Below are 21436 nucleotides of genomic sequence, written 5' to 3'. Positions count from 1 at the left end.
GGCCGGCCGGCCCGTATCGCGCGGGTCAGTCGCCCGCGACCTCCGCCGGGCGGGGCGCGCCCGCGGCGCTGGCGGACGCGCCCTCGAACCGGCCGTCGAGCTTGGCCACCAGGCCGGTGACCTGCCGGGCGATGTCCGGCGCGGTCAGCCCGATCTCGGCCATGACCTCCTTGCGGGAGGCGTGGTCGAGGAAGCGCTCGGGGATGCCGAAGTCGCGCAGCGGGAGGTCCACGTCCGCGTCCCTCAGCGCCTGCGCGACAGCCGCGCCGACGCCGCCGGTACGGATGTTGTCCTCGACGGTGACAACGACGCGGTGCTCGGCGGCGAGGCCGGGCAGCGCCGGGTCGACCGGCTTGACCCAGCGCGGGTCGACGACGGTGGAGGAGATGCCCTGCTTGTCGAGGAGGGTGGCGATCTCCAGGCACATCGGGGCGAGCGCGCCGACCGAGACCAGCAGCACATCGGGGCGTCCGACGACCGCCACCGGGGCGCGCAGCACGTCCATGCCGCCGACCGCGCCGACCGCCTCGACGGCCGGGCCGACCGCGCCCTTGGAGTAGCGCACCACGGTCGGGGCGTCGTCGACGTCGACGGCCTCCCGCAGCTGCGCGCGGACCTGATCGGCGTCGCGCGGCGCGGCGATGCGCAGCCCCGGCACGACCTGGAGCAGTGACATGTCCCACATGCCGTTGTGGGAGGCGCCGTCGGTGCCGGTGATGCCGGAGCGGTCGAGGACGAAGGTGACGCCGCACCGGTGCAGCGCGACGTCCATCAGCACCTGGTCGAAGGCGCGGTTGACGAACGTGGCGTACAGCGCGAAGACGGGGTGCAGACCGCCGGTGGCCAGGCCCGCGGCGGAGACCGCGCCGTGCTGCTCGGCGATGCCGACGTCGTAGATGCGGTCGGGGAAGGCGGCGGCGAACTTCTTCAGGCCGACGGGCTGGAGCATCGCGGCGGTGATCGCGACGATGTCCTCGCGCTCGTGGCCGAGCTTGACCATCTCCTCGCCGAAGACGGAGGTCCAGTCGGCGCCGGACGCGGCGACCGGCAGGCCGGTGTCCGGGTGGATGACGCCGATGCCGTGGAAGCGGTCCGCCTCGTCCTGTTCGGCGGGCTTGTAGCCGCGGCCCTTCTCGGTGAGGCAGTGGACGATGACAGGGCCGCCGAAGCGCTTGGCGCGCTGGAGCGCCGACTCCAGCGCCTCGATGTCGTGGCCGTCGATCGGGCCGACGTACTTCAGGCCCAGGTCCTCGAACATGCCCTGCGGGGCGATGAAGTCCTTGAGGCCCTTCTTGGCGCCGTGCAGCGTCTCGTACAGCGGCTTGCCGACGACCGGGGTGCGCTCCAGCAGGTCCTTGCCGCGGGCGAGGAACTTCTCGTACCCGTCGGTGGTGCGCAACGTGGCGAGGTGGTCGGCGAGGCCGCCGATGGTCGGCGCGTAGGAGCGCTCGTTGTCGTTGACGACGATGACCAGCGGGCGGTCCTTGGCGACCGCGATGTTGTTGAGCGCCTCCCAGGCCATACCGCCGGTCAGCGCGCCGTCGCCGATCACCGCGACGACATGGTCGTCCTTGCCGCGGACCTGGTTGGCCTTGGCCAGGCCGTCGGCCCAGCCCAGAACCGTCGAGGCGTGGCTGTTCTCGATGACGTCGTGCTCAGACTCGGCGCGCGAGGGGTAGCCGGACAGGCCGCCCTTGGCGCGCAGGCGGCCGAAGTCCTGACGGCCGGTGAGCAGCTTGTGGACGTAGGACTGGTGCCCGGTGTCGAAGAGGACGCGGTCCTTCGGGGAGTCGAAGACCCGGTGCAGGGCGATGGTCAGCTCCACCACACCGAGGTTGGGGCCGAGGTGACCGCCGGTCCGGGCGACCGCGTCGACGAGGAAGGTACGGATCTCCCCGGCGAGCTGCCCGAGCTGCTGCGGCGTGAGCCGGTCCAGGTCGCGTGGTCCTTCGATACGGGTCAGCAACTCCCGTCCGTCTCCGGCCACCGCCCCGGCCTGGCGCGCTTCGCGCGGCACCTTCTGCACTGTGCCTCCCTGCTTGTCGAGCTTCGAAACTGGTCGAGGTTGCTGATCAGCCGAGTCTAATGTTCCGGTGTCCGCCGCGACCTTCGGGCCTCGCGATGTATGTCACTCGGGTGACCCGTCGGATTCGGCCAACCGCCGGACATGCGGCGGCCCCCACCGGAAGGTGCCTGGTGGGGGCCGCCCCGGGCGGTACGGGCCGGGGCTCAGGTGCGTCCGGCGGTCTTCTGGGTGCGGCGGGAGAGCGAGTCGATGACGACCGCCGCGAGCAGCACCGCGCCGGTGATCATGTATTGGATCTCACTGGCCATGCCGAGGAGGTTCAGACCCTGCTGAATCGACTGGATCACGAGCATGCCCAGCAGCGCGGACCAGATCTTGCCTCGGCCGCCGAAGAGGCTGGTGCCGCCGATGACCGCCGCGGCGATCACATTCATCAGGGTGTTCCCGGCGCCGAGGTTCTTGGTGGCGCCGCCGGAGAGGCTGGCGATGAAGAGGCCGCCGAAGGCCGCCAGCATGCCGGAGACCGCGAAGACCGTGACGCGGACGCGGTTGACGTTGATACCGGCGCGGCGGGCCGCCTCCGCGTTGCCGCCGACCGCGAAGATCTGCCGCCCGTAGGACGTGCGGCGCACCACGAAGTCCGCGAGGACGAGGACGGCGAGGAAGAGCACCAGGGCCAGCGGCAGACCGCGGGCGCCGGCCGGTTCGTTCAGGACGTAGGCGACGGCGAAGGCGAGGACCGCGACGACGCCGGTGCGCAGCGCGATCTCGCTCGCCGGGCGGGACGGCAGCGCCGCGGCCCGGCGGCGGCGCGCCTCCCACAGCAGCGATCCGGCGTACGCGAGGACGGCGACGAGGGCGAGGCCGTAGGCGGCGGCCTTGTCCTCGAAGTAGTAGCCGGTGAGGTTCTCCACCACGCTGCCCGAAGGCGTGTTGATGGAGCCCTCCTTGCCCATCAGCCAGATCTGCAGACCGCTCCAGCCGAGGAATCCGGCGAGCGTGACGACGAACGCGGGGACGCCGACCTTGGCGAAGAAGAAGCCGTGCAGGGTGCCGATGGCGGCGCCCGCCGCGACGGCGAGGAGGACGGCGAGCCAGTCACTGACGCCGTGGGTGACGCTCAGCACCGCCCAGACGGCCGCGCCGACACCGGCGACCGAGCCGACGGAGAGGTCGATCTCGCCGAGCAGCAGCACGAAGACGATGCCGACGGCCATGATGCCCAGGCCGGAGGTGTAGACGCCGATGTTGGCGAGGCTGTCGGCGGAGAGGAAGGCGCTGTTCTTCAGCTGGAAGACGACCGCGATGACGATCAGTCCGACGACGACCGGCAGCGACCCCAGTTCACCGCCGCGCACCCGCCGCCTGAACTCGCTCAGGTACCCGGCGAGGCCCTGCTCGCGGACGAGGAGGCGGGGGTCGACGGCGGCGGGCGCCTCGGCCGCCTCGGTGCGGTCCGGCTCCGTGGCGTCCGCCGTCTTCTTGGTGAGGTCACTCATCGCGCCTCCTCCTTCCTGCCCTGCTCGGTGCGTGCCTTGCGGCGGGTGACGGCGTTGTCCGAGGCGCCGGTGATGGCCGCGATGATCTCTTCGTGCGAGGTGGTGGCGACGTCGAAGACCCCGTTGTTGCGGCCGAGGCGGAGCACCGCGACGCGGTCGGCGACGGCCTGGACATCGGCCATGTTGTGGCTGATGAGGATGGTGCCGAGGTTCCGCTCGCGCAGCCGCTCCACGAGGTCGAGGACCTGGGCGGTCTGCTCGACGCCGAGCGCGGCGGTCGGCTCGTCGAGGATGACGACCTTCGGCTCGCCGATCAGGGCGCGGGCGATGGCGACGACCTGCCGCTGACCGCCGGAGAGCGCCGCGACCGGGATCCGGACGCTGGGGATCCGGATGGACAGGGTGTCCAGCAGCTCCTTGGCCCGCTTCTCCATCGCGATCTCGTCCAGGACGCCCGCGCCGCGCAGCTCGTTGCCGAGGTAGAGATTGGCGACGACGTCGAGGTTGTCGCAGAGCGCGAGGTCCTGGTAGACGGTGGCGACGCCCAGCTCCTGGGCGTCGTGCGGCTTGGTGATGCGGACCGGCGCGCCCTCCCACTCGATGGTGCCGTCGTCGACCGGGTGCACGCCCGAGATGGTCTTGACGAGGGTGGACTTACCGGCGCCGTTGTCGCCGACCAGGGCGACCACCTCACCGGGGTGGATCTCCAGCGTGACGTCGGTGAGCGCCTGGACGGCGCCGAACCGCTTGGAGACCTTGCGCAACGCCAGCACGGGCGTAGCGGACACGGACATCATCTCCTTCGCCGCCTTCACAGGGGCGGGACGGTGGTGCGGGGGCACCGGGTTCTGCGAGGGGGGGTGGGGTGCGGCGGGACACCGGGGTACCGGCGGAGGCACGGCCGCGCCGCGCGGGCGGGGCCGGTGCGGCGGCACCGGGGCCGACGGCACGGGGCCGGAGCGGCGGTCCGCCCGGGCCCGGATCCGGCGGCCGGTGCCGCCGCCCGCGCCCCGGGCTGACCGGGGCGACCGGGCTGACCGGGCTGACCGGGCTGACCGGGCGGGCTACTTGATACCGGCCGCCTCGCACGCCGCCTTCACATCGGCGGTGCAGATCTGGCTCGCCTTGTAGACCTTGTCCTTGATGATCGTGTCCTTGACGTTGTCCTTGGTCACGACCTGGGCGTCGTAGAGCTTCGCCGGGATGCCCTTGACGTCGCCGCTGAGGCTGTCGACCTTCGTGGGCGCCAGCGCGCCGATCTTCTCGCCCTTGAGGAGCTTCACCGCGATCTCGGCGGTGGCGTCCGCCTGCGGCTTGATCTGCTTGTAGATGGTGAACGCCTGGTCGCCCTTGAGGACGCGCTGGAGGCCCGCCAGCTCGGAGTCCTGGCCGCCGACCGGGACCTTGACGCCCTGCTGCTTGAGGGCGGTGATCGCGCCGCCCGCCTCGCCGTCGTTGGCGGCGTAGACGCCCTGGAAGCCGTCCTTGCCGAGCGAGTCGATGGCCGCGCTCATCTTCTTGTTGGCCTCGTCCGAGGACCAGTCGGGGATGTCCTGCTCGTAGACGATCTTCTTGACCTGCTTGTCGAGGACGGTGTGCGCGCCCTTCTTGAAGAACGGCGCGTTGGCGTCGGTCGGCGAGCCGTTGATCATCACGACGTTGCTCTTCTTCGCGTCGCTGCCGAGCGCCTTGACCAGCGCCTCGCCCTGGAGGCGGCCGATCTTCTCGTTGTCGTAGGAGACGTACGCGGAGATCTCGCCCTCGGCCAGCCGGTCGTACGCGACGACCTTGACGCCCTTCTTGGCCGCCTGGTCGACCCACGACTTGGTGGCCTTGTAGTCGACCGGGTCCAGGATGATCACCTTGACGCCCTGGGTGATCAGCGCGTCGAACTGCTTCTTCTGGGTCTCGGTCTCCTGCGCCGCGTTGTTGTACTTGACCTCGCAGTCGGCGCACAGCTCATGGATCTTCGCCTCCATGAGCGGCCGGTCGAAGGTCTCGTAGCGGGTGGTCTTGTTCTCCGGCAGCAGCAGGCCGATGGTCTTGCCGTCCCCGCCCGCGGCCTTGTCGCCGTCGCCCGCCTTGCCGCAGGCGGCCACCGAGAGGGCCATCGAAACGGCGGCGGTGCCTATGACGGCGCGACGCGTCCAGACATTCATGTGAGCTTGCCTCCCTGACGAGGCCGCGTCCTTGCGGCCGAGGTGGCTGGAAGTCAACTCGGCCACAAGGACGCCGTCAAGGAGTAAATCCTTAACGAGATGACAACGGTGCCATACGTTAGGTGCCTGAAGTCAGCCGCACGTCAGCCACCGTTCGTACACCGGGGGTTCTCAGGCGGACGCGGCGCCGTGCACGGCCTGCGCGCCGTCCAGCAGGGTGGCGTCGCCCATCTCGCTGAGCACCAGCGCGAGCGCCCCGAGCACCTCGGCGCGGCCGCCCAGCATGCCGGGCACCACGCCCAACTGCCGGGCCGCGCTGGGGATCGCGTACCGCGACACCGACTCGCGGATCGGCCCGAGCACCAGCTCCCCCGCCTCCGCGAGATCACCGCCGAGCACCACCCGGCTCGGGTTGAGCAGATTGCAGAGGTTGGCGACGCCGCTGCCGACGTGGCGGCCCACATCCGCGATGACCCGGCGGCACCCGGGGTCGCCCTCGCGGGCCAGCTCCACCACGCGCGCCATGGTCAGATCCGGGCCATGGCTGGGCTGGAGCAGCGGGAGGACGTAGCGGGCGGCGGTGAAAGTCTCCAGGCAGCCGCGGTTGCCGCAGCGGCAGACCGGCCCGGACTCGTCCAGCGTGATGTGGCCGATCTCGCCCGCCGTGCCGCCCGGACCGCGGTAGATCCGCCCGCCGATGACCAGCCCGGCGCCGACCCCGCTGGCGACCTTGATGTACGCCAGGTCGGCGGCGCCCCGTCCGCTGCCCCACACCAGCTCGCCCAGGGCGCCGAGGTTGGCGTCGTTGTCGACGTGGACGGGGACGCCGAGGCGCCCGGACAGCTCCGCGCCCGGGTTGGTGCCGGTCCAGCCCGGCAGGATCGCGGTGGAGCCGAGGGTGCCCGATTCGACGTCGATGGGGCCGGGCACGCCGAGACCGACGCCGATGACCTTGTCGGGGGCGATGCCGGTCGCCTCGACGAGCCGGGCGACCAGCCGTTCGGCGCGGCCGAGGCCCTCGGCGGCGGAGGCGTCCACGTCGATCGGCTCGGCGTCCTCGGCGAGCACCTGGTGGGCGAGGTTGCCGACCGCGACCCGCAGATGGGAGTGGCCGAAATCGATGCCGACGACGATGCCCGCGTCGCCGGAGAGGGACACACTGCGGGCCCGGCGGCCCCCGGCGGAGGTGGGCGTCACCTCGACGGTGCCGCCGTCCTTCAACTCACGAACGATATTCGAGACGGTGGCCGCGGACAGCCCCGTGCTCCGGGCGATCTCCGCCTGGGTGAGCGAGCCCGCCATGCGCACCGCGCGCACGACCCGCTCCAGATTGGCCCGGTGCAGCGAGGACTGCGACCCCGGAGTCTCCATCGGCTCATCCACTCCCGCCTGAGGCGTGCGGCACGACGACCGCCAGCCGGGCCGGACCACACCAACAGGGCCCGGCTTGTCTCCAACATGTGAATCTAAGCTGAGCCGTACGGATCACCTCCCGTCAAGTCCTCGACCACGGCCACGAGGGGCGGGGCGGGCGCGCGGGGACGGTCGGCGCACCGCGGCGGACGGGCGCCCGCGCCGGAGCGGACGGGCCCCCGGGGCCCCCGCGACAGGCGAAGGTCCCGCGCCCCGTGGAGGCGGCGCGGGACCTTCGGAGCCCCGGCGGCTACTTGAGCGCGCCGGCGGTGAGACCGGCGACCACCTGCCGCTGGAAGATGATGTACGCCGCGAGCACCGGCAGCATCGCGATGGTCAGGCCGGCGAAGAGCCCCGACCAGTCGCCCTTGTACCCCTGGCTGACCGCGAGCGCCACCAGCCCCTGGGTGAGCATCTTCTTGTGCGGATCACCGACGTTGAGCACCGTCGGCAGCAGGTACTGGTTCCACTGCCCCAGGAAGTTGAAGATGCCGACGCTGATCAGGCCCGGCTTCGCCATCGGCAGCATGACCTGGAAGAACGTGCGGGTGTGGGAGGCGCCGTCGATGAGCGCCGCCTCCGCCACCGAGGTCGGCAGCGTCTTGAAGAACCCGCTGAGGAAGAAGACGGTGAACGGCAGCGAGTACGCGATGTAGACGCATATCAGCCCGTGGTACGTGTCCAGCAGCGCCATGTTCTTCATGACGAAGAAGAGCGGCACCAGCGCCAGGATGACCGGGAAGCCCATGCCGCCGACGAAGAGGAAGTAGAGGACGCGGTTGCCGGGGAAGTCGAAGCGGGCCAGCACATAGGCCGCCATCGAGCCGAGCACCATCGTGCCGATCAGCGAACCACCCACCACGATCAGCGAGTTGAGGAAGTACTCGCCCATGTTCGCCTTCTCCCAGGCGCGCACCCAGTTGTCGGGGTGCAGCACGGACGGCAGGCTCCAGGGCGAGCCGAAGATCTCCGCGTCGTCCTTGAAGGAGGAGACCACCGCCCACAGCAGCGGCATGGTGACCAGCAGGCCCCAGATCACCAGGACGCCGTGGGAGAAGACGTTCAGCACGCCGCCCTCGCCGCCGCGGCGCCCCGCGCGGCCCGGTCCGTCCTTCGGCGCGGCGTGGCGGGCGGCGGGTTCGGTCTGCGTACTCATTCAGAACTCCAGTCGCTCGCGTCGCCCCAGCCGCATCACGACGGCCGAGAAGACGAGGGTCACGATCAGCAGGGAGACGCCGATGGCGGTCGCGTACCCGGCCTGACCGTCGCGGAAGGTCCGCTGATAGACGTAGAGCGGCAGGACCTCGGTCGAGTAGTCGGGGCCGCCCGGGCCGACGCTCATGATCTGCACGAACGCGAAGGCGGAGACGTCCAGGGCGAGAATCCCCATGTAAATCCAGCCGGTCTGCACGGTGTCCCACAGCAGCGGCAGGGTGATCCGGAAGAACGTGTTCACGCGGTTCGCGCCGTCCAGCAGCGCGGCCTCGTAGAAGTCCTTGGGAATCGAACTCATCCCGGCCGAGAACAGCACGACATAGAAGCCGACATTGGCCCACACCATCGCGCCCATGACGCACCACAGCGCGAGCTGCGGATCGCCCAGCCAGTTCGGCTGCACCCCGTCGAGGCCGAGGGCGCCGAGAAAGGCGTTCAGGGCGCCGCTTTCCGGGTTGTACGCGAATTGGAAGAGCAGCGCGACGATCGGGACGGACAGCACCTGCGGGAAGAAGTAAATGATCTTGTAGACGCCGGATCCGCGCACGCCGCCGATGACCGCCTTCTTCCGGCGGCGGCCACCGACGTTCAGCATGAACGCGAAGAACAGCCCGAGGCTGAGCGTGATCACCGGGAGCAGCAGCAACAGCGTCACGCTGTTTCCCACCGCCGCCCAGAACACGGAGTCCTGGAAGAGGCGTACGTAGTTGTCGAAGCCGACCATCCGCAGGTCCGGGCTCAGGCCCGTCCAGTCCGTGAGGGAGTAGTAGATGGCCTGCACGAAGGGCGAGATCACGAAGACCGCGTAAATCGCCAGCGGAATGATCAGGAATCCCGCGATGAAACGGTATTTACCGTGCTGCATGACTGCCGGTCCCGTTCTTGCGCTGCGGATGGTGCCGGTGGCTCGTTCCCTCCATGGGTCAGCGCTTGTACTTGGTGACGCTGGAGTCCGCGCGGGTGTCGTCCGCGTACTTCTGGATCTTCTTGATCGCCTCGTCGGGCGTCATCCGGCCGGCCATCATCTCGCCGATGGCGCCGACGCCGATCTTTTCCTTCTCCAGCGCGACATACCAGTCCTGGAGCCGGGGATTGAGGACGTTCTTTCCCGCCTTTTCCAGTACGGTCTGCGCGGAGGCCAGCCCCGGCGGCAGATCGACGCCGTCCGTTCCGCCGTCGAGCGAGGTCAGTGAGGAGACCTGCTTGATGAAGTTCTGCGCCGCCTTCTTGCCGAGCATGACGCGCAGCAGCTCCATGCCGCCCTCGGCGTTGTGCGCCTGCTTGGGGACGATGTACGGCTCGCCGCCGGACGCCCAGAGGGTGCCGTAGGGCATCTTGTCCGCGGCGGAGAGGCTGGACGGGGCGCCGACCGCGAGCTGGAAGTGCGGGTCCTGGGCGATCTGCTTGGCGGATTCGTTCTCCACCCAGGAGCCGTTGGGGATGAACAGCGCCTTCCCCTCGGCCCAGGCGTTCTGCGACTGGAGGTGGTCGAGACCGGGCGAGCCCTTGAGGATGTAGCCCTTGCGGTACAGCTCGTAGTACGCCTCAAATGCCGCCTTGACCGCCGGGTCGTGCCAGGCGTTCGGCTCCAGGTTGTCGATCCGCCGCAGCACCTCCGGGCCACCGATCTTGCCGATGAAGGGGTAGAGGGAGAACGGGAAGTAGTACGGGTACTTACCCGGGTAGGTCCACCCGGCTATGCCCCGCTTCTTGGCCTTCGCGCAGAGCGCGAGCATATCGTCCCAGGTCTCGGGATATTCCGCGTCGAGTTTCGCGAGATTCCCTCTCGAATACCACACGCCGTAGACGGTGTACGCGTAGTAGAGAATCCAGGTCTCCTTGCCGCCGAACTGCCCCATTTCGACGACGCCACGACGCAGGGTCTCGCGCACCTTCTTGGCCGGGTCGTCGATCGACGGGGCATCGAGGAGGGCGTTGAGATCGGTCAGCTGGTCCTTGCTGACGAGGGTGCCGAAATCCATCTGTTCGGCGCCGGAGTTGTCGACGAGGTCCGGCGGGTTGCCGCCGTTGAAACGCGGCTGCAGCGTCGACTGGATCTTCTGTGTGGAGGTCAGCTTGGCCTTTCCGGCGGCCTTCGGAAATGCCTTGGCGTATTCCGCAAGCGCACTCTTGGCGTAGGCGTCTCCGAAGCCGCCGTCGAAGATGACGACGTCCAGACCGGCACTGTCGTTGACGGCGAGCGGATTCTTCGCCGACTTGGTGCCCTTCGCGGCCTTTTCGCCGCCGCCACCGCCGGAGCTGGCGCAGGCGGAAAGGAAACTCATGGCGGGGAGCGCGACGATTCCCATGGCCGCTGCCCGCTTGACCAGATCGCGCCGGTTGAATTCCGAGGTGGATCCCATGCTCAAGTCCTCGCCTTCTTAAGGACTCAGACGGTGCCCGACATTCCCCGGCACCGCAGGTCGTCAGATGGAGCTGAGTGGTACGGGATGTACGCCGGGCGTGCCAGGGAACCGCGGACGCATTCGGCCATCCGCATTTCCCCCCGGATCCACGGTCGTTGACGGACCGTTCGGACGCCGACAGGTATAGTCCACTTTCGGGTGACGGGGCAAGATCGAATGCGGTGTTCCTCACTCTCTTTCCCGAGTTGAGACCTGGTCCGACCGGATGAGCGCACCCCGGCGCGCACCGTTCCGCACCACGGCGCGCACCCCGGCCCGTATGCCGTCTCCCCCACCCTTGACACCCACCGAACCGCCCTCCTTACTTGTCTCTGCACACACCAACTGACAACGATGTCAACCCCGTTGAGAGGGCTCGCGTGCGGATCGGACACCGGAACACCCCGCCACGGACGCTCGCCCGCCCCACCGCGCTGGTGGCGGCCGCGCTGCTCACCGTCACCGCCTTCGGCCCGGCGGCCCAGGCCACACCGCCCCCACCACCGCCCGCAGCAGGGGAGTTCAGCTCCTCCTTCGAACCGGGGCAACCGGCGCCCGACTGGACCGACACCGCCGACCAGGCCCCCGGCGGCCACCCCAGAACGGACGGGGTCACCCCGCCCTCCCGCCCCGCCGCCCCGGGCATGGCCACCCGCACCAGCACCGGGCCCGAGTCCACCCCGACGTCCAAGAACGGCGCCGGGTTCTCCGGCCGTCACGCCCTGGAGTACGCCGGGACCCACACCGCGTCCGGCCGCGGCTACGCGTACAACAAGGTCTTCGCCGTCCACACGCCCGTCACCGCGGACACCACGCTCTCGTACAAGATCTTCCCGGAGATGGCCACGGCCGATCCGGACTACCCGGCCACCCATGTCGCCGTGGATCTCGCCTTCACCGACGGCACGTACCTCAGCGACCTGGGCGCCACCGACCAGTACGGGGCGCCCCTGACGCCGCGCGGCCAGGCCGGCGCCCGGATGCTCTACGTCAACCAGTGGAACGCGCGCACCGCCCGCATCGGCGCGGTCGCCGCCGGGAAGACCGTCGACCGGATCCTCGTCGCGTACGACGCACCGCGCGGACCGCGCAAGGCCCCGGCGTTCCGCGGCTGGATCGACGATCTCACCCTCGGCCGGAAGGCCCCGGAGAAGCCACGCTCGCATCTCTCGGACTACGTGCGGACCACCCGCGGCACCCTCTCCAGCGGCAGCTTCTCGCGCGGCAACACCTTCCCGGCGACCGCCGTCCCGAACGGCTTCACCTTCTGGACGCCGGTGACCGACGCGGGCTCGACGGACTGGCTCTACGAGTACGCCCGCAGGAACAACGCCGACAACCTCCCCACCCTCCAGGCGTTCGCCGCCAGCCATGAGCCCAGCCCCTGGATGGGCGACCGGCAGACGTTCCAGGTCATGCCGTCCACCGCGGCGGGCATCCCGGACGCCTCGCGCACCGCCCGCGCGCTGCCGTTCCACCACGAGAACGAGACGGCCCGGCCGCACTACTACGGCGTGACGTTCGACAACGGCCTCAAGGCGGAGATCGCCCCCACCGACCACGCCGCCCAGATGCGCTTCACCTTCCCCGGCGACGACGCGAACCTGATCTTCGACAACGTCAACAACAAGGGCGGCCTCACGCTCGACGTGAAGCACGGAACCGTCAGCGGCTACTCCGACGTCAAGAGCGGCCTGTCCACCGGCGCCACCCGCCTCTTCGTCCACGGCACCTTCGACGCGCCCGTCACCACGGGCGGACGGCTCGACGGGGGCGGCGGCAAGGACGTCACCGGCTATCTGCGCTTCGCTCCCGGCAAGGACCGGACGGTGACGCTGCGGCTCGCCACCTCCCTGATCGGCACCGACCAGGCGAAGGCCAACCTCGACCGGGAGATCCCCGCCGGGACGCCGTTCGCCACCACCGAGCGCCGCGCGCAGGCACAGTGGGACGACCTGCTGGGCCGCGTCGAGGTCGAGGGCGCGACCGGCGACCAGCTGACCACCCTCTACTCCAACCTCTACCGGCTCTACCTCTACCCCAACTCCGGTGCGGAGCAGGTCGGTTCGCGCACCCGCTACGCCAGCCCGTTCTCCCCGCCGGTCGGTGAGTCCACCCCGACCCGCACCGGCGCGAAGATCGTCGACGGCTCGGTCCATGTCAACAACGGATTCTGGGACACCTACCGCACCGCCTGGCCCGCCTACGCACTGCTCACCCCCGGCCGGGCCGGAAAGCTGGTCGACGGCTTCGTCCAGCAGTACAAGGACGGCGGCTGGACCTCGCGGTGGTCATCCCCCGGCTACGCGGACCTGATGACGGGGACCAGCTCGGACGTGGCGTTCGCCGACGCGTACGTCAAGGGCGTGCGCTTCGACGCGGAGGCCGCGTACGAGGCGGCGGTGAAGAACGCCACCGTGGCACCGCCGCAGTCCGGCGTGGGCCGCAAGGGCATGACCACCTCACCGTTCCTCGGCTACACCGCCACCGACACCCGCGAGGGCCTGTCCTGGGCACTGGAGGGCTATCTCAACGACTTCGGCATCGCCCGCATGGGACAGGCCCTGTACGCCAGGACCCACCAGGCCCGCTACAAGGAGGAATCCGACTACTTCCTGGGCCGGGCCCGGAACTACGTCCGCCTCTTCGACGCCCAGGTCGGCTTCTTCCAGGGCCGCGACGCGAAGGGTTCCTGGCGGTTGCCGCCGGAGAAGTTCGACCCGCGCGTCTGGGGCCACGACTACACCGAGACCAACGCCTGGACATACGCCTTCCCCGCGCCGCAGGACACCCGGGGCCTGGCCAACCTCTACGGCGGCCGGCCCGGCCTCGCGAAGAAGCTCGACGCGTACTTCGCGACGCCCGAGACGGGGGCCAAGGAGTTCGCCGGTTCCTACGGCGACGTCATCCACGAGATGACCGAGGCCCGCGACACCCGCATGGGCATGTACGGGCACAGCAACCAGCCCTCGCACCACATCGCCTACCTCTACGACGCGGCCGGTCAGCCCTGGAAGACGCAGGCGAAGGTCCGCGAGGTGCTGTCGCGGCTCTACGTCGGCAGCGACATCGGCCAGGGGTACCCGGGCGACGAGGACAACGGCGAGATGTCCGCGTGGTATCTCTTCGGCGCCCTCGGCTTCTCTCCGCTGGTGATGGGCCAGGGCGAGTACGCGGTGGGCTCCCCGCTGTTCACCAAGGCCACCGTGCATCTGGAGAACGGCCGCGATCTGGTGGTCAACGCACCGCGCAACAACGCCCGGAACGTCTACGTCCAGGGCCTGCGGGTCAACGGCAAGCCCTGGACGTCCACCGCGCTGCCGCACGCCCTGCTGGCCCGCGGCGCCACCCTGGACTTCACGATGGGCGACCGCCCCTCGTCCTGGGGCACCGGGAAGAACGCCGCGCCGACCTCCCTCACCCACGACGACCGGGTGCCCACCCCGCCCGCGGATGTGACCGACCCGGCCGACGGCCCGCTCTTCGACAACACCTCCGCCACCACGGCACCGTTCACCCCCACCCGCGTCGACCTCCCCCAGGCCACCCGGGTCACCTCGTACACCCTCACCTCGGCCGACCGCACCACGGCCCCCAAGGGCTGGACCCTGGAGGGCTCCCCCGACGCCACCCACTGGCGCCCCCTCGACCACCGCACCGCCGAGCCCTTCCGCTGGGACCACCAGACGCGGGCCTTCACGGTGCAGGCTCCGGCCGCGTACCGGCATTACCGGTTGGTGCCGGAAGGCGGGGGGACGTTGGCGGAGGTGGAGTTGCTGAGCTGACGTACCTCCCGGCAGGCAGAAGGGCCGCACCCCCTGATCGAGCGGGGTGCGGCCCTTCGGGCGTTCCGGCCGTCAGGCGGCCGGGTTGTCCCAGGTCAGCTGTTGATCAGCGACCGCAGGACGTACTGCAGGATGCCGCCGTTGCGGTAGTAGTCCGCCTCGCCGGGGGTGTCGATGCGGACGACCGCGTCGAACTCCACGCCGGAGTCGGTGGTGACCTTGACGGTGCGCGGGGTGGTGCCGTCGTTCAGCTCGGTGACGCCGGTGACCGAGAAGGCCTCCTCGCCGCTCAGGCCCAGCGACTCGGCGGACGCGCCCTCGGGGAACTGCAGCGGCAGGACGCCCATGCCGATGAGGTTCGAGCGGTGGATGCGCTCGTACGACTCGGCGATGACGGCCTTGACGCCGAGGAGCGCGGTGCCCTTGGCGGCCCAGTCGCGGGACGAGCCGGAGCCGTACTCCTTGCCGGCCAGGATGACCAGCGGGGTACCGGCGGCCTGGTAGTTCTGCGACGCGTCGTAGATGAACGAGACCGGCGCGTCCGCCTGGGTGAAGTCGCGGGTGAAGCCGCCCTCGGTGCCCGGCGCGATCTGGTTGCGCAGGCGGATGTTGGCGAACGTGCCACGGATCATGATCTCGTGGTTGCCGCGGCGCGAGCCGTAGCTGTTGAAGTCGCGGCGCTCCACACCGTGCTCGGTGAGGTACTTACCGGCCGGGGTGTCGGCCTTGATGGCACCGGCCGGGGAGATGTGGTCGGTGGTGACCGAGTCGCCCAGCTTGGCCAGCACGCGGGCGCCCGCGATGTCGTTGACCGGCGACGGCTCCATCGCCATGCCCTCGAAGTACGGGGGCTTACGGACGTAGGTCGACTCGCCGTCCCACTCGAAGGTGTTGCCGGTCGGGATCGGCAGGGCCTGCCACTGGGCGTCGCCCGCGAAGACGTCCGCGTAGGACTTGTTGAACATGTCCTCGCCGATGGCGTTCGCCACGACGTCGTTGACCTCGGCCTCGGACGGCCAGATGTCCTTGAGGAAGACCGGCTTGCCGTCCTGGTCGGTGCCGAGCGCCTCCTCAGTGATGTTGATCTTCATCGAACCGGCCAGGGCATACGCGACGACCAGCGGCGGGGACGCCAGGTAGTTCATCTTGACGTCGGGGTTGATCCGGCCCTCGAAGTTCCGGTTGCCGGAGAGGACCGAGGTGACCGCGAGGTCGTGGTCGTTGACGGCCTTGGAGACCTCCTCCGGCAGCGGGCCGGAGTTGCCGATGCAGGTGGTGCAGCCGTAGCCGACGAGGTTGAAGCCGACCTTGTCGAGGTACGGCGTCAGACCGGCCTTGTCGAAGTAGTCGGTGACGACCTTCGAGCCCGGGGCGAGGGTGGTCTTGACCCACGGCTTGCGGGTCAGGCCCTTCTCCACGGCCTTCTTCGCGACGAGCGCGGCGGCGACCATGACGTACGGGTTCGAGGTGTTGGTGCAGGAGGTGATGGCCGCGACCGTCACCGCACCGTGGTCGAGGGTGTAGGTCGTGCCGTCAGGGGCGGTGACCTGGACCGGGTTGGACGGCGCGCCGTTGGGGTGGACGGCCGGGGAGTCGGAGGCCGGGAAGGACTCCTCGCCCGCCTCGTCGGCGGTGGCGACGTAGTTGCGGACGTCCAGCTTGAACTGCTCGGCGGCGTTCGCGAGAACGATGCGGTCCTGCGGACGCTTCGGACCGGCGATCGACGGGACGACCGTCGAGAGGTCCAGCTCCAGCTTCTCGGAGAAGTCGGGCTCGGCGGCCGGGTCGAGCCAGAGGCCCTGCTCCTTGGCGTACGCCTCGACGAGCGCGACCTGCTGGGCGTCACGGCCGGTCAGACGCAGGTAGTTCAGGGTCTCGTCGTCGATCGGGAAGATCGCGGCGGTGGAGCCGAACTCCGGCGACATGTTGCCGATGGTGGCGCGGTTGGCGAGCGAGGTGGCGCCAACGCCCTCACCGTAGAACTCGACGAACTTGCCGACGACACCGTGCTTGCGGAGCATCTCGGTGATGGTCAGCACGAGGTCGGTGGCGGTGGTACCGGCCGGCAGCTCACCGGTCAGCTTGAAGCCGACGACGCGCGGGATGAGCATCGAGACGGGCTGGCCGAGCATCGCGGCCTCGGCCTCGATACCGCCGACGCCCCAGCCGAGGACGCCGAGGCCGTTGACCATGGTGGTGTGCGAGTCGGTGCCGACCAGGGTGTCGGGGTACGCCTGGCCACCCCGGACCATGACCGTACGGGCCAGCTTCTCGATGTTGACCTGGTGGACGATGCCGGTGCCCGGGGGGACGACCTTGAACTCGTCGAACGCGGTCTGGCCCCAGCGCAGGAACTGGTAGCGCTCGCGGTTGCGGCCGTACTCCAGCTCGACGTTCTGGGCGAAGGCGTCGCTGGTGCCGAACTTGTCGGCGATGACGGAGTGGTCGATGACCAGCTCGGCCGGGGCGAGCGGGTTGATCTTCGCCGGGTCGCCGCCGAGCTCCTTGACGGCCTCACGCATGGTGGCGAGGTCGACGACGCAGGGGACGCCGGTGAAGTCCTGCATGATCACGCGGGCCGGCGTGAACTGGATCTCCTGGCTGGGCTGGGCCTGGGAGTCCCATCCGCCCAGCGCCCGGATGTGGTCGGCGGTGATGTTCGCGCCGTCCTCGGTGCGGAGCAGGTTCTCCAGCAGCACCTTCAGGCTGTAGGGCAGACGGGCGGAGCCCTCCACCTTGTCCAGCCGGAAGATCTCGTACGACTCGTCGCCCACCTGCAGCGTGCTGCGGGCGTCGAAGCTGTTCGCCGACACGACAGTCTCCTTCATGCATGAATTCGCGCGTACCACCGCATCCTGCCGTCGCAGGTCCGCACCGATCCGGTAAGGTGAACCTTAGTTAGGCGTGCCTTACTGGCGCGGCGACGGTACGCCTTGGGGCAGATATCTCGATGTCGAGATAACTCTAGTACATCGCCGCGGTCTGGTCATGCCCCGGCGGGCCCGATACCGCATCGCGCGTTCCGCCGCGAGCACGAACGTAGGCCCGGGGCCGGGCATCCGCGCGTACACGGGGCCGTTCGGGTCGGGGCACGGAGCCGGTGAGTTCGCGCGCGTCACCGCGGTCGGCGGGACGGGGGCACGGTGCGGGCGGTAGGTTCGGGCCGCTGCCCGGCCGGGTGCCGCGCCCGCGGCGCTCCGGGGGCCGGGCCGGGAACGGGGGACCCATGGCCGTCGAACGGATCGATCCGCCGCGCACCGGCGGTGAGCGGGAGACGCTCCGCGCGTACCTGGACTTCCACCGCGCCACGCTCGTCATGAAGTGCGACGGCCTGACGGACGAGCAGCTGCGCCGCCGGGCCAGTCCGCCCTCGACGCTCTCGCTGCTCGGGCTGGTGCGGCACCTGGCCGAGGTGGAGCGGGCGTGGTTCCGGCGGGTGGTGGGCGGCGAGGACGTCCCGCTGGTCTGGTCGCCGGAGGGCGACTACCAGGCGGCGTACGACGCGCGGGGCTGCGCGCGGGCGGAGGCGTTCGCCGCGTGGGAGGCGGAGGTGGCGCACGCCCGCCGCATCGAGGCGGCCGCCCCGTCCCTCGACACCGCGTACCACGCGGCCCGGTGGGGCGAGGAGGTGTCACTGCGGACAGTGATGCTGCATCTGATCCACGAGTACGCGCGGCACAACGGGCACGCCGACTTCCTGCGCGAGGCCGTGGACGGGACGACCGGGGCCTGACCCCGGCCGCCCCCGCCGCCGTACGGGCAGGTCAGCGCGGAGCCAGCCCCTGACGCACCACGCCCACGATCTCATCGTCGCTCAGACCGAGCCGCCGGGCCTCGGCGATGAGGCGGTCGGCCGCCTCGCCTAGGCGGGCGCGGGCCGGGGACGCGACGCCGGTGACCACCGCGCCGCGGCCGCGCCGGAGTTCGATCAGGCCCTCCTCCTTGAGGCGCTGGTAGCCGCGGAGGACGGTGTGGACGTTGACGCCGAGCGAGGCGGCCAGCTCCCGCCCGGCGGGCAGGCGCTCGCCCGCGCGGACCGAGCCGTCGGCGATGGCGCCGCGGACCGCGGCGGCGATCTGGTCACCGAGCGGCACGGTGGAACGGGGGTCGACCCGGAACAGCACTCAGTCACCTCGGTCCGGACGGGCGCGGTCGAGCAGGGTGTTCAGCAGCGCGGCGGCGGTCGCCGCGTCGTCGACCGTCACCACGAATTCGCGGCCGCCGCGCAGCCGCAGGGCGATCCCCTCACCCGATCGGAGCACCAGCCCGCTGCCGTGTGCGCGAACGCGGTAGCCCCAGCCGCCGAACTCGGCGAACGGGTCGATATTTCTGCAGGTGGCCTCGGTGACCCGGTCGAGGGGGATGCGGCGGAAAGCGTACGGCAGCAGCGCGGGCGCGAGCGCCAGCCCGCGCCGGTCGACGGTCACCCGCACCGAGGCGAGCACACCGGTCAGCGCGCCCGCGGCGCACAGCGCGACACCGGCGAACGGCCCGGCCACGAAGGCGAGATACAGCCCGGCGCAGCAGGTGACCAGGCCGACGGCGGCGAGCAGCGGGGAGCCCGTCGTACGGGTCCACCCGGCGCGCTCCCCCACCGCGAGCGCCAGCCGCGGCGCGCCCTGCGGACCCGTCGGCTCCGGGCGCGGCCGCGGGCCCCCGAGCCACAGCCCGACGGCGCCCGCGAGCAGCCCGGCGGCGATCGCCACGAGCACCTGCCACAGCGGCATCCGGGCCGCGTGCGCCTGACCGGCACCGGCGTTGGCCAGCAACGTCAGGCAGGTCGGGACGGCGAGGGTGGCGGCCAGGAACCAGCCCGTGGCGAGCACCCAGGGCGCGGCCGGTGCCAGCCGCCGGACCCGGGCGAGGACGGCGCCGCCGGCCCCGAGGGCGAGCAGCACCAGGACCACTCCGGTGACGAAGCCACGGGCCGAGGTGAAGCCGTCGGCGGTGCCGTCGGCACCGAAATGGGTGGCGAGCGGATCGGGCAACCGGTCGGCAGTCTTGTGGTGGACGCCGACGACGACGGCGACCGCGACCAGAAAGGGGAACGCGGCGATCGCGACCCGCAGGGTGTCGGTCGGGGGACGGGTGAAGGGAGTGGCAGGTTTCATGTCAGCCTCCAGTTATTCGCATAGTAGTAGAACAACTAGCGAAAATGAACACATCTCATATCTGAGATACGGTCATGTCATGGCAGACGACTACCTCGAACGTATCGGCAGGCTGATCCGTGACGCCCGGCAGCACCGTGGGTGGACACAGACGCAGCTCGCCGACGCTCTCGGCACCAGCCAGAGCGCGGTCAACCGCATCGAACGCGGCAACCAGAACATCAGCCTTGAGATGATCGCCCGGATCGGCGAGGCCCTCGACAGCGAAATCGTCTCGCTCGGCTTCCCCGGACCGATGCACCTGCGCGTGGTCGGCGGCCGCCGGCTCTCCGGCTCCATCGCGGTGAAGACCAGCAAGAACGCCTGCGTCGCACTGCTCTGCGCCTCGCTCCTCAACGCGGGCCGCACCACCCTGCGCCGGGTCGCCCGGATCGAGGAGGTCTACCGCATCCTCGAAGTCCTGGGCAGCATCGGCGTACGCACCCGCTGGATCAACGACGGCAACGACCTGGAGATCGTGCCGCCCGCCGAACTGAACCTCGCCGCGATGGACACCGAGGCGGCCCGCCGCACCCGCAGCGTCATCATGTTCCTCGGCCCGCTGCTGCACCGCATGGACCACTTCCGGCTGCCGTACGCGGGCGGTTGCGATCTCGGCACCCGTACGGTCACCCCGCACATGACGGCGCTGCGCCACTTCGGGCTGGAGATCACCGCGACCGACGGCGTCTACCTCGCCGAGGTCGACCGCACCGTCACCCCGCGCCGCGCGATCGTCCTGACCGAACGCGGCGACACCGTCACCGAGAACGCGCTGCTGGCCGCCGCCCGCCACGACGGCACCACCGTCATCCGCAACGCCTCCTCCAACTACATGGTCCAGGATCTCTGCTTCTTCCTGGAGGAGTTGGGCGTACGGGTCGAGGGCGTCGGCACCACCACCCTCACCGTGCACGGCGTCGCCCACATCGACCGCACCGTCGACTACGCACCCTCCGAGGACCCGGTCGAGGCGATGAGCCTGCTGGCCGCCGCCGTCGTCACCGAGTCCGAACTCACCATCCGGCGCGTGCCGGTGGAGTTCCTGGAGATCGAACTGGCGGTCCTGGAGGAGATGGGCCTCGACCACGAACGCAGCGCCGAGTACCCCGCCGACAACGGCCGCACCCGGCTGATCGACCTGACGGTCCGCCCCTCCAAGCTCCAGGCACCGCTGGACAAGATCCACCCGATGCCGTTCCCCGGCCTCAACATCGACAACGTCCCGTTCTTCGCGGCCATCGCCGCCGCCGCACAGGGCCAGACCCTGATCCACGACTGGGTCTACGACAACCGCGCCATCTACCTCACCGACCTCAACCGCCTCGGCGCCCAGGTGAAGTTGCTCGACCCGCACCGCGTCCTGGTCGACGGCTCCACCCGCTGGCGCTCGGCCGAGATGATGTGCCCCCCGGCCCTGCGCCCCGCCGTCGTCGTCCTCCTCGCCATGATGGCCGCCGAGGGCACGTCCGTCCTGCGCAACGTCTACGTCATCAACCGCGGCTACGAGGACCTGGCCGAACGCCTCAACTCGATCGGGGCGCAGATCGAGACGTTTCGGGATATCTGAGCGACGCCGTCCCGGGGCCGCCCTCAGCACATCGGGCCCTCCCTCAGCACGTACCGCCGCGCCCCCGCGTCCCGTCACCCCGTGGACGCGGGGGCGTCACCCGTCCCGAAACATGTTCGCTCCCCCTTGGCTTGATCCCGTCCAAAGCTCCCGAACGGGTCAATCACCCCCTCAACTTCCTTGTGCCGTACCGGACCACGGTTAACTGATCTTG

14 protein-coding genes are annotated in these 21436 nt (G+C 70.2%); 3 read left to right on the top strand and 11 right to left on the bottom strand.

Translation table 11 applies throughout. The features are described 5' to 3' along the window. Positions 1 to 25: 25 nt before the first annotated feature. The 8 genes from dxs to ngcE all read right to left on the bottom strand — a co-directional run bounded on the left by dxs (position 26) and on the right by ngcE (position 10675). A complete protein-coding gene (gene dxs / locus OG422_RS24640; RefSeq protein WP_143944097.1) occupies positions 26 to 2026 on the bottom strand; it encodes a 1-deoxy-D-xylulose-5-phosphate synthase in 2001 nt (666 codons plus the stop codon). Between the two features lie 203 nt (positions 2027 to 2229). Then, complete coding sequence (locus OG422_RS24635) at positions 2230 to 3525, bottom strand: sugar ABC transporter permease (RefSeq protein WP_405745667.1); 1296 nt, start codon at positions 3523 to 3525, stop codon at positions 2230 to 2232. Beyond that, positions 3522 to 4322: an ATP-binding cassette domain-containing protein gene (locus tag OG422_RS24630; RefSeq protein WP_384590711.1), complete on the bottom strand. Its 801-nt coding sequence runs from the start codon at positions 4320 to 4322 to the stop codon at positions 3522 to 3524. The genes OG422_RS24635 and OG422_RS24630 overlap by 4 nt, the downstream gene beginning before the upstream one ends. Positions 4323 to 4589: 267 nt before the next feature. Next, on the bottom strand, positions 4590 to 5684 hold the full coding sequence (locus OG422_RS24625) for a sugar ABC transporter substrate-binding protein (RefSeq protein ID WP_405745663.1): 1095 nt from the start codon (positions 5682 to 5684) through the stop codon (positions 4590 to 4592). Positions 5685 to 5855: 171 nt separating this feature from the next. Continuing rightward, positions 5856 to 7055 carry an ROK family transcriptional regulator gene (locus OG422_RS24620; protein WP_143943858.1) on the bottom strand — a complete coding sequence of 400 codons (1200 nt, stop codon included), beginning with the start codon at positions 7053 to 7055 and terminating at the stop codon, positions 5856 to 5858. A 292-nt stretch (positions 7056 to 7347) separates the two neighbouring features. After that, positions 7348 to 8253, bottom strand: coding sequence for a carbohydrate ABC transporter permease (locus OG422_RS24615; protein ID WP_143943857.1), 906 nt, complete (start codon positions 8251 to 8253; stop codon positions 7348 to 7350). After that, the gene (locus OG422_RS24610; protein WP_143943856.1) at positions 8254 to 9177 is read right to left on the bottom strand and encodes a carbohydrate ABC transporter permease; all 924 of its coding nucleotides are present in this window, start codon (positions 9175 to 9177) and stop codon (positions 8254 to 8256) included. 58 nt (positions 9178 to 9235) lie between these two features. Beyond that, positions 9236 to 10675, bottom strand: a complete 1440-nt coding sequence (gene ngcE / locus OG422_RS24605; protein ID WP_405745659.1) for an N-acetylglucosamine/diacetylchitobiose ABC transporter substrate-binding protein — start codon at positions 10673 to 10675, stop codon at positions 9236 to 9238. 422 nt (positions 10676 to 11097) lie between these two features. Between ngcE and OG422_RS24600 the strand changes: the two genes are divergently transcribed. Further along, positions 11098 to 14502: a GH92 family glycosyl hydrolase gene (locus OG422_RS24600; protein WP_405745656.1), complete on the top strand. Its 3405-nt coding sequence runs from the start codon at positions 11098 to 11100 to the stop codon at positions 14500 to 14502. A 95-nt stretch (positions 14503 to 14597) separates the two neighbouring features. On the opposite strand, the gene acnA is transcribed toward OG422_RS24600, so the two are convergent. Then, a complete protein-coding gene (gene acnA / locus OG422_RS24595) occupies positions 14598 to 17315 on the bottom strand; it encodes an aconitate hydratase AcnA (protein WP_405745653.1) in 2718 nt (905 codons plus the stop codon). Between the two features lie 413 nt (positions 17316 to 17728). Between acnA and OG422_RS24590 the strand changes: the two genes are divergently transcribed. Then, positions 17729 to 18235: a DinB family protein gene (locus OG422_RS24590; protein ID WP_405745650.1), complete on the top strand. Its 507-nt coding sequence runs from the start codon at positions 17729 to 17731 to the stop codon at positions 18233 to 18235. 31 nt (positions 18236 to 18266) lie between these two features. Here OG422_RS24590 and OG422_RS24585 read toward each other — a convergent pair whose 3' ends face one another. Together OG422_RS24585 and OG422_RS24580 are read right to left on the bottom strand one after the other, a co-directional pair. Further along, entirely contained in the window at positions 18267 to 18626 is a 360-nt protein-coding gene (locus OG422_RS24585; protein ID WP_143941987.1) for a GntR family transcriptional regulator, read from the bottom strand. Further along, complete coding sequence (locus OG422_RS24580) at positions 18627 to 19613, bottom strand: DUF1648 domain-containing protein (protein WP_405745647.1); 987 nt, start codon at positions 19611 to 19613, stop codon at positions 18627 to 18629. It abuts the gene before it with no gap. A 79-nt stretch (positions 19614 to 19692) separates the two neighbouring features. Between OG422_RS24580 and OG422_RS24575 the strand changes: the two genes are divergently transcribed. Then, positions 19693 to 21222 carry a UDP-N-acetylglucosamine 1-carboxyvinyltransferase gene (locus OG422_RS24575; protein ID WP_143941989.1) on the top strand — a complete coding sequence of 510 codons (1530 nt, stop codon included), beginning with the start codon at positions 19693 to 19695 and terminating at the stop codon, positions 21220 to 21222. The last annotated feature ends 214 nt before the right edge of the window (positions 21223 to 21436 follow it).

Origin of the sequence: Streptomyces sp. NBC_01525 (assembly GCF_045040405.1) — a bacterium.
Taxonomy (GTDB): domain Bacteria; phylum Actinomycetota; class Actinomycetes; order Streptomycetales; family Streptomycetaceae; genus Streptomyces; species Streptomyces benahoarensis.
The sequence above is the reverse complement of the archived record's forward strand: the minus strand, read 5'-3'. Positions and strand labels throughout refer to the sequence as shown.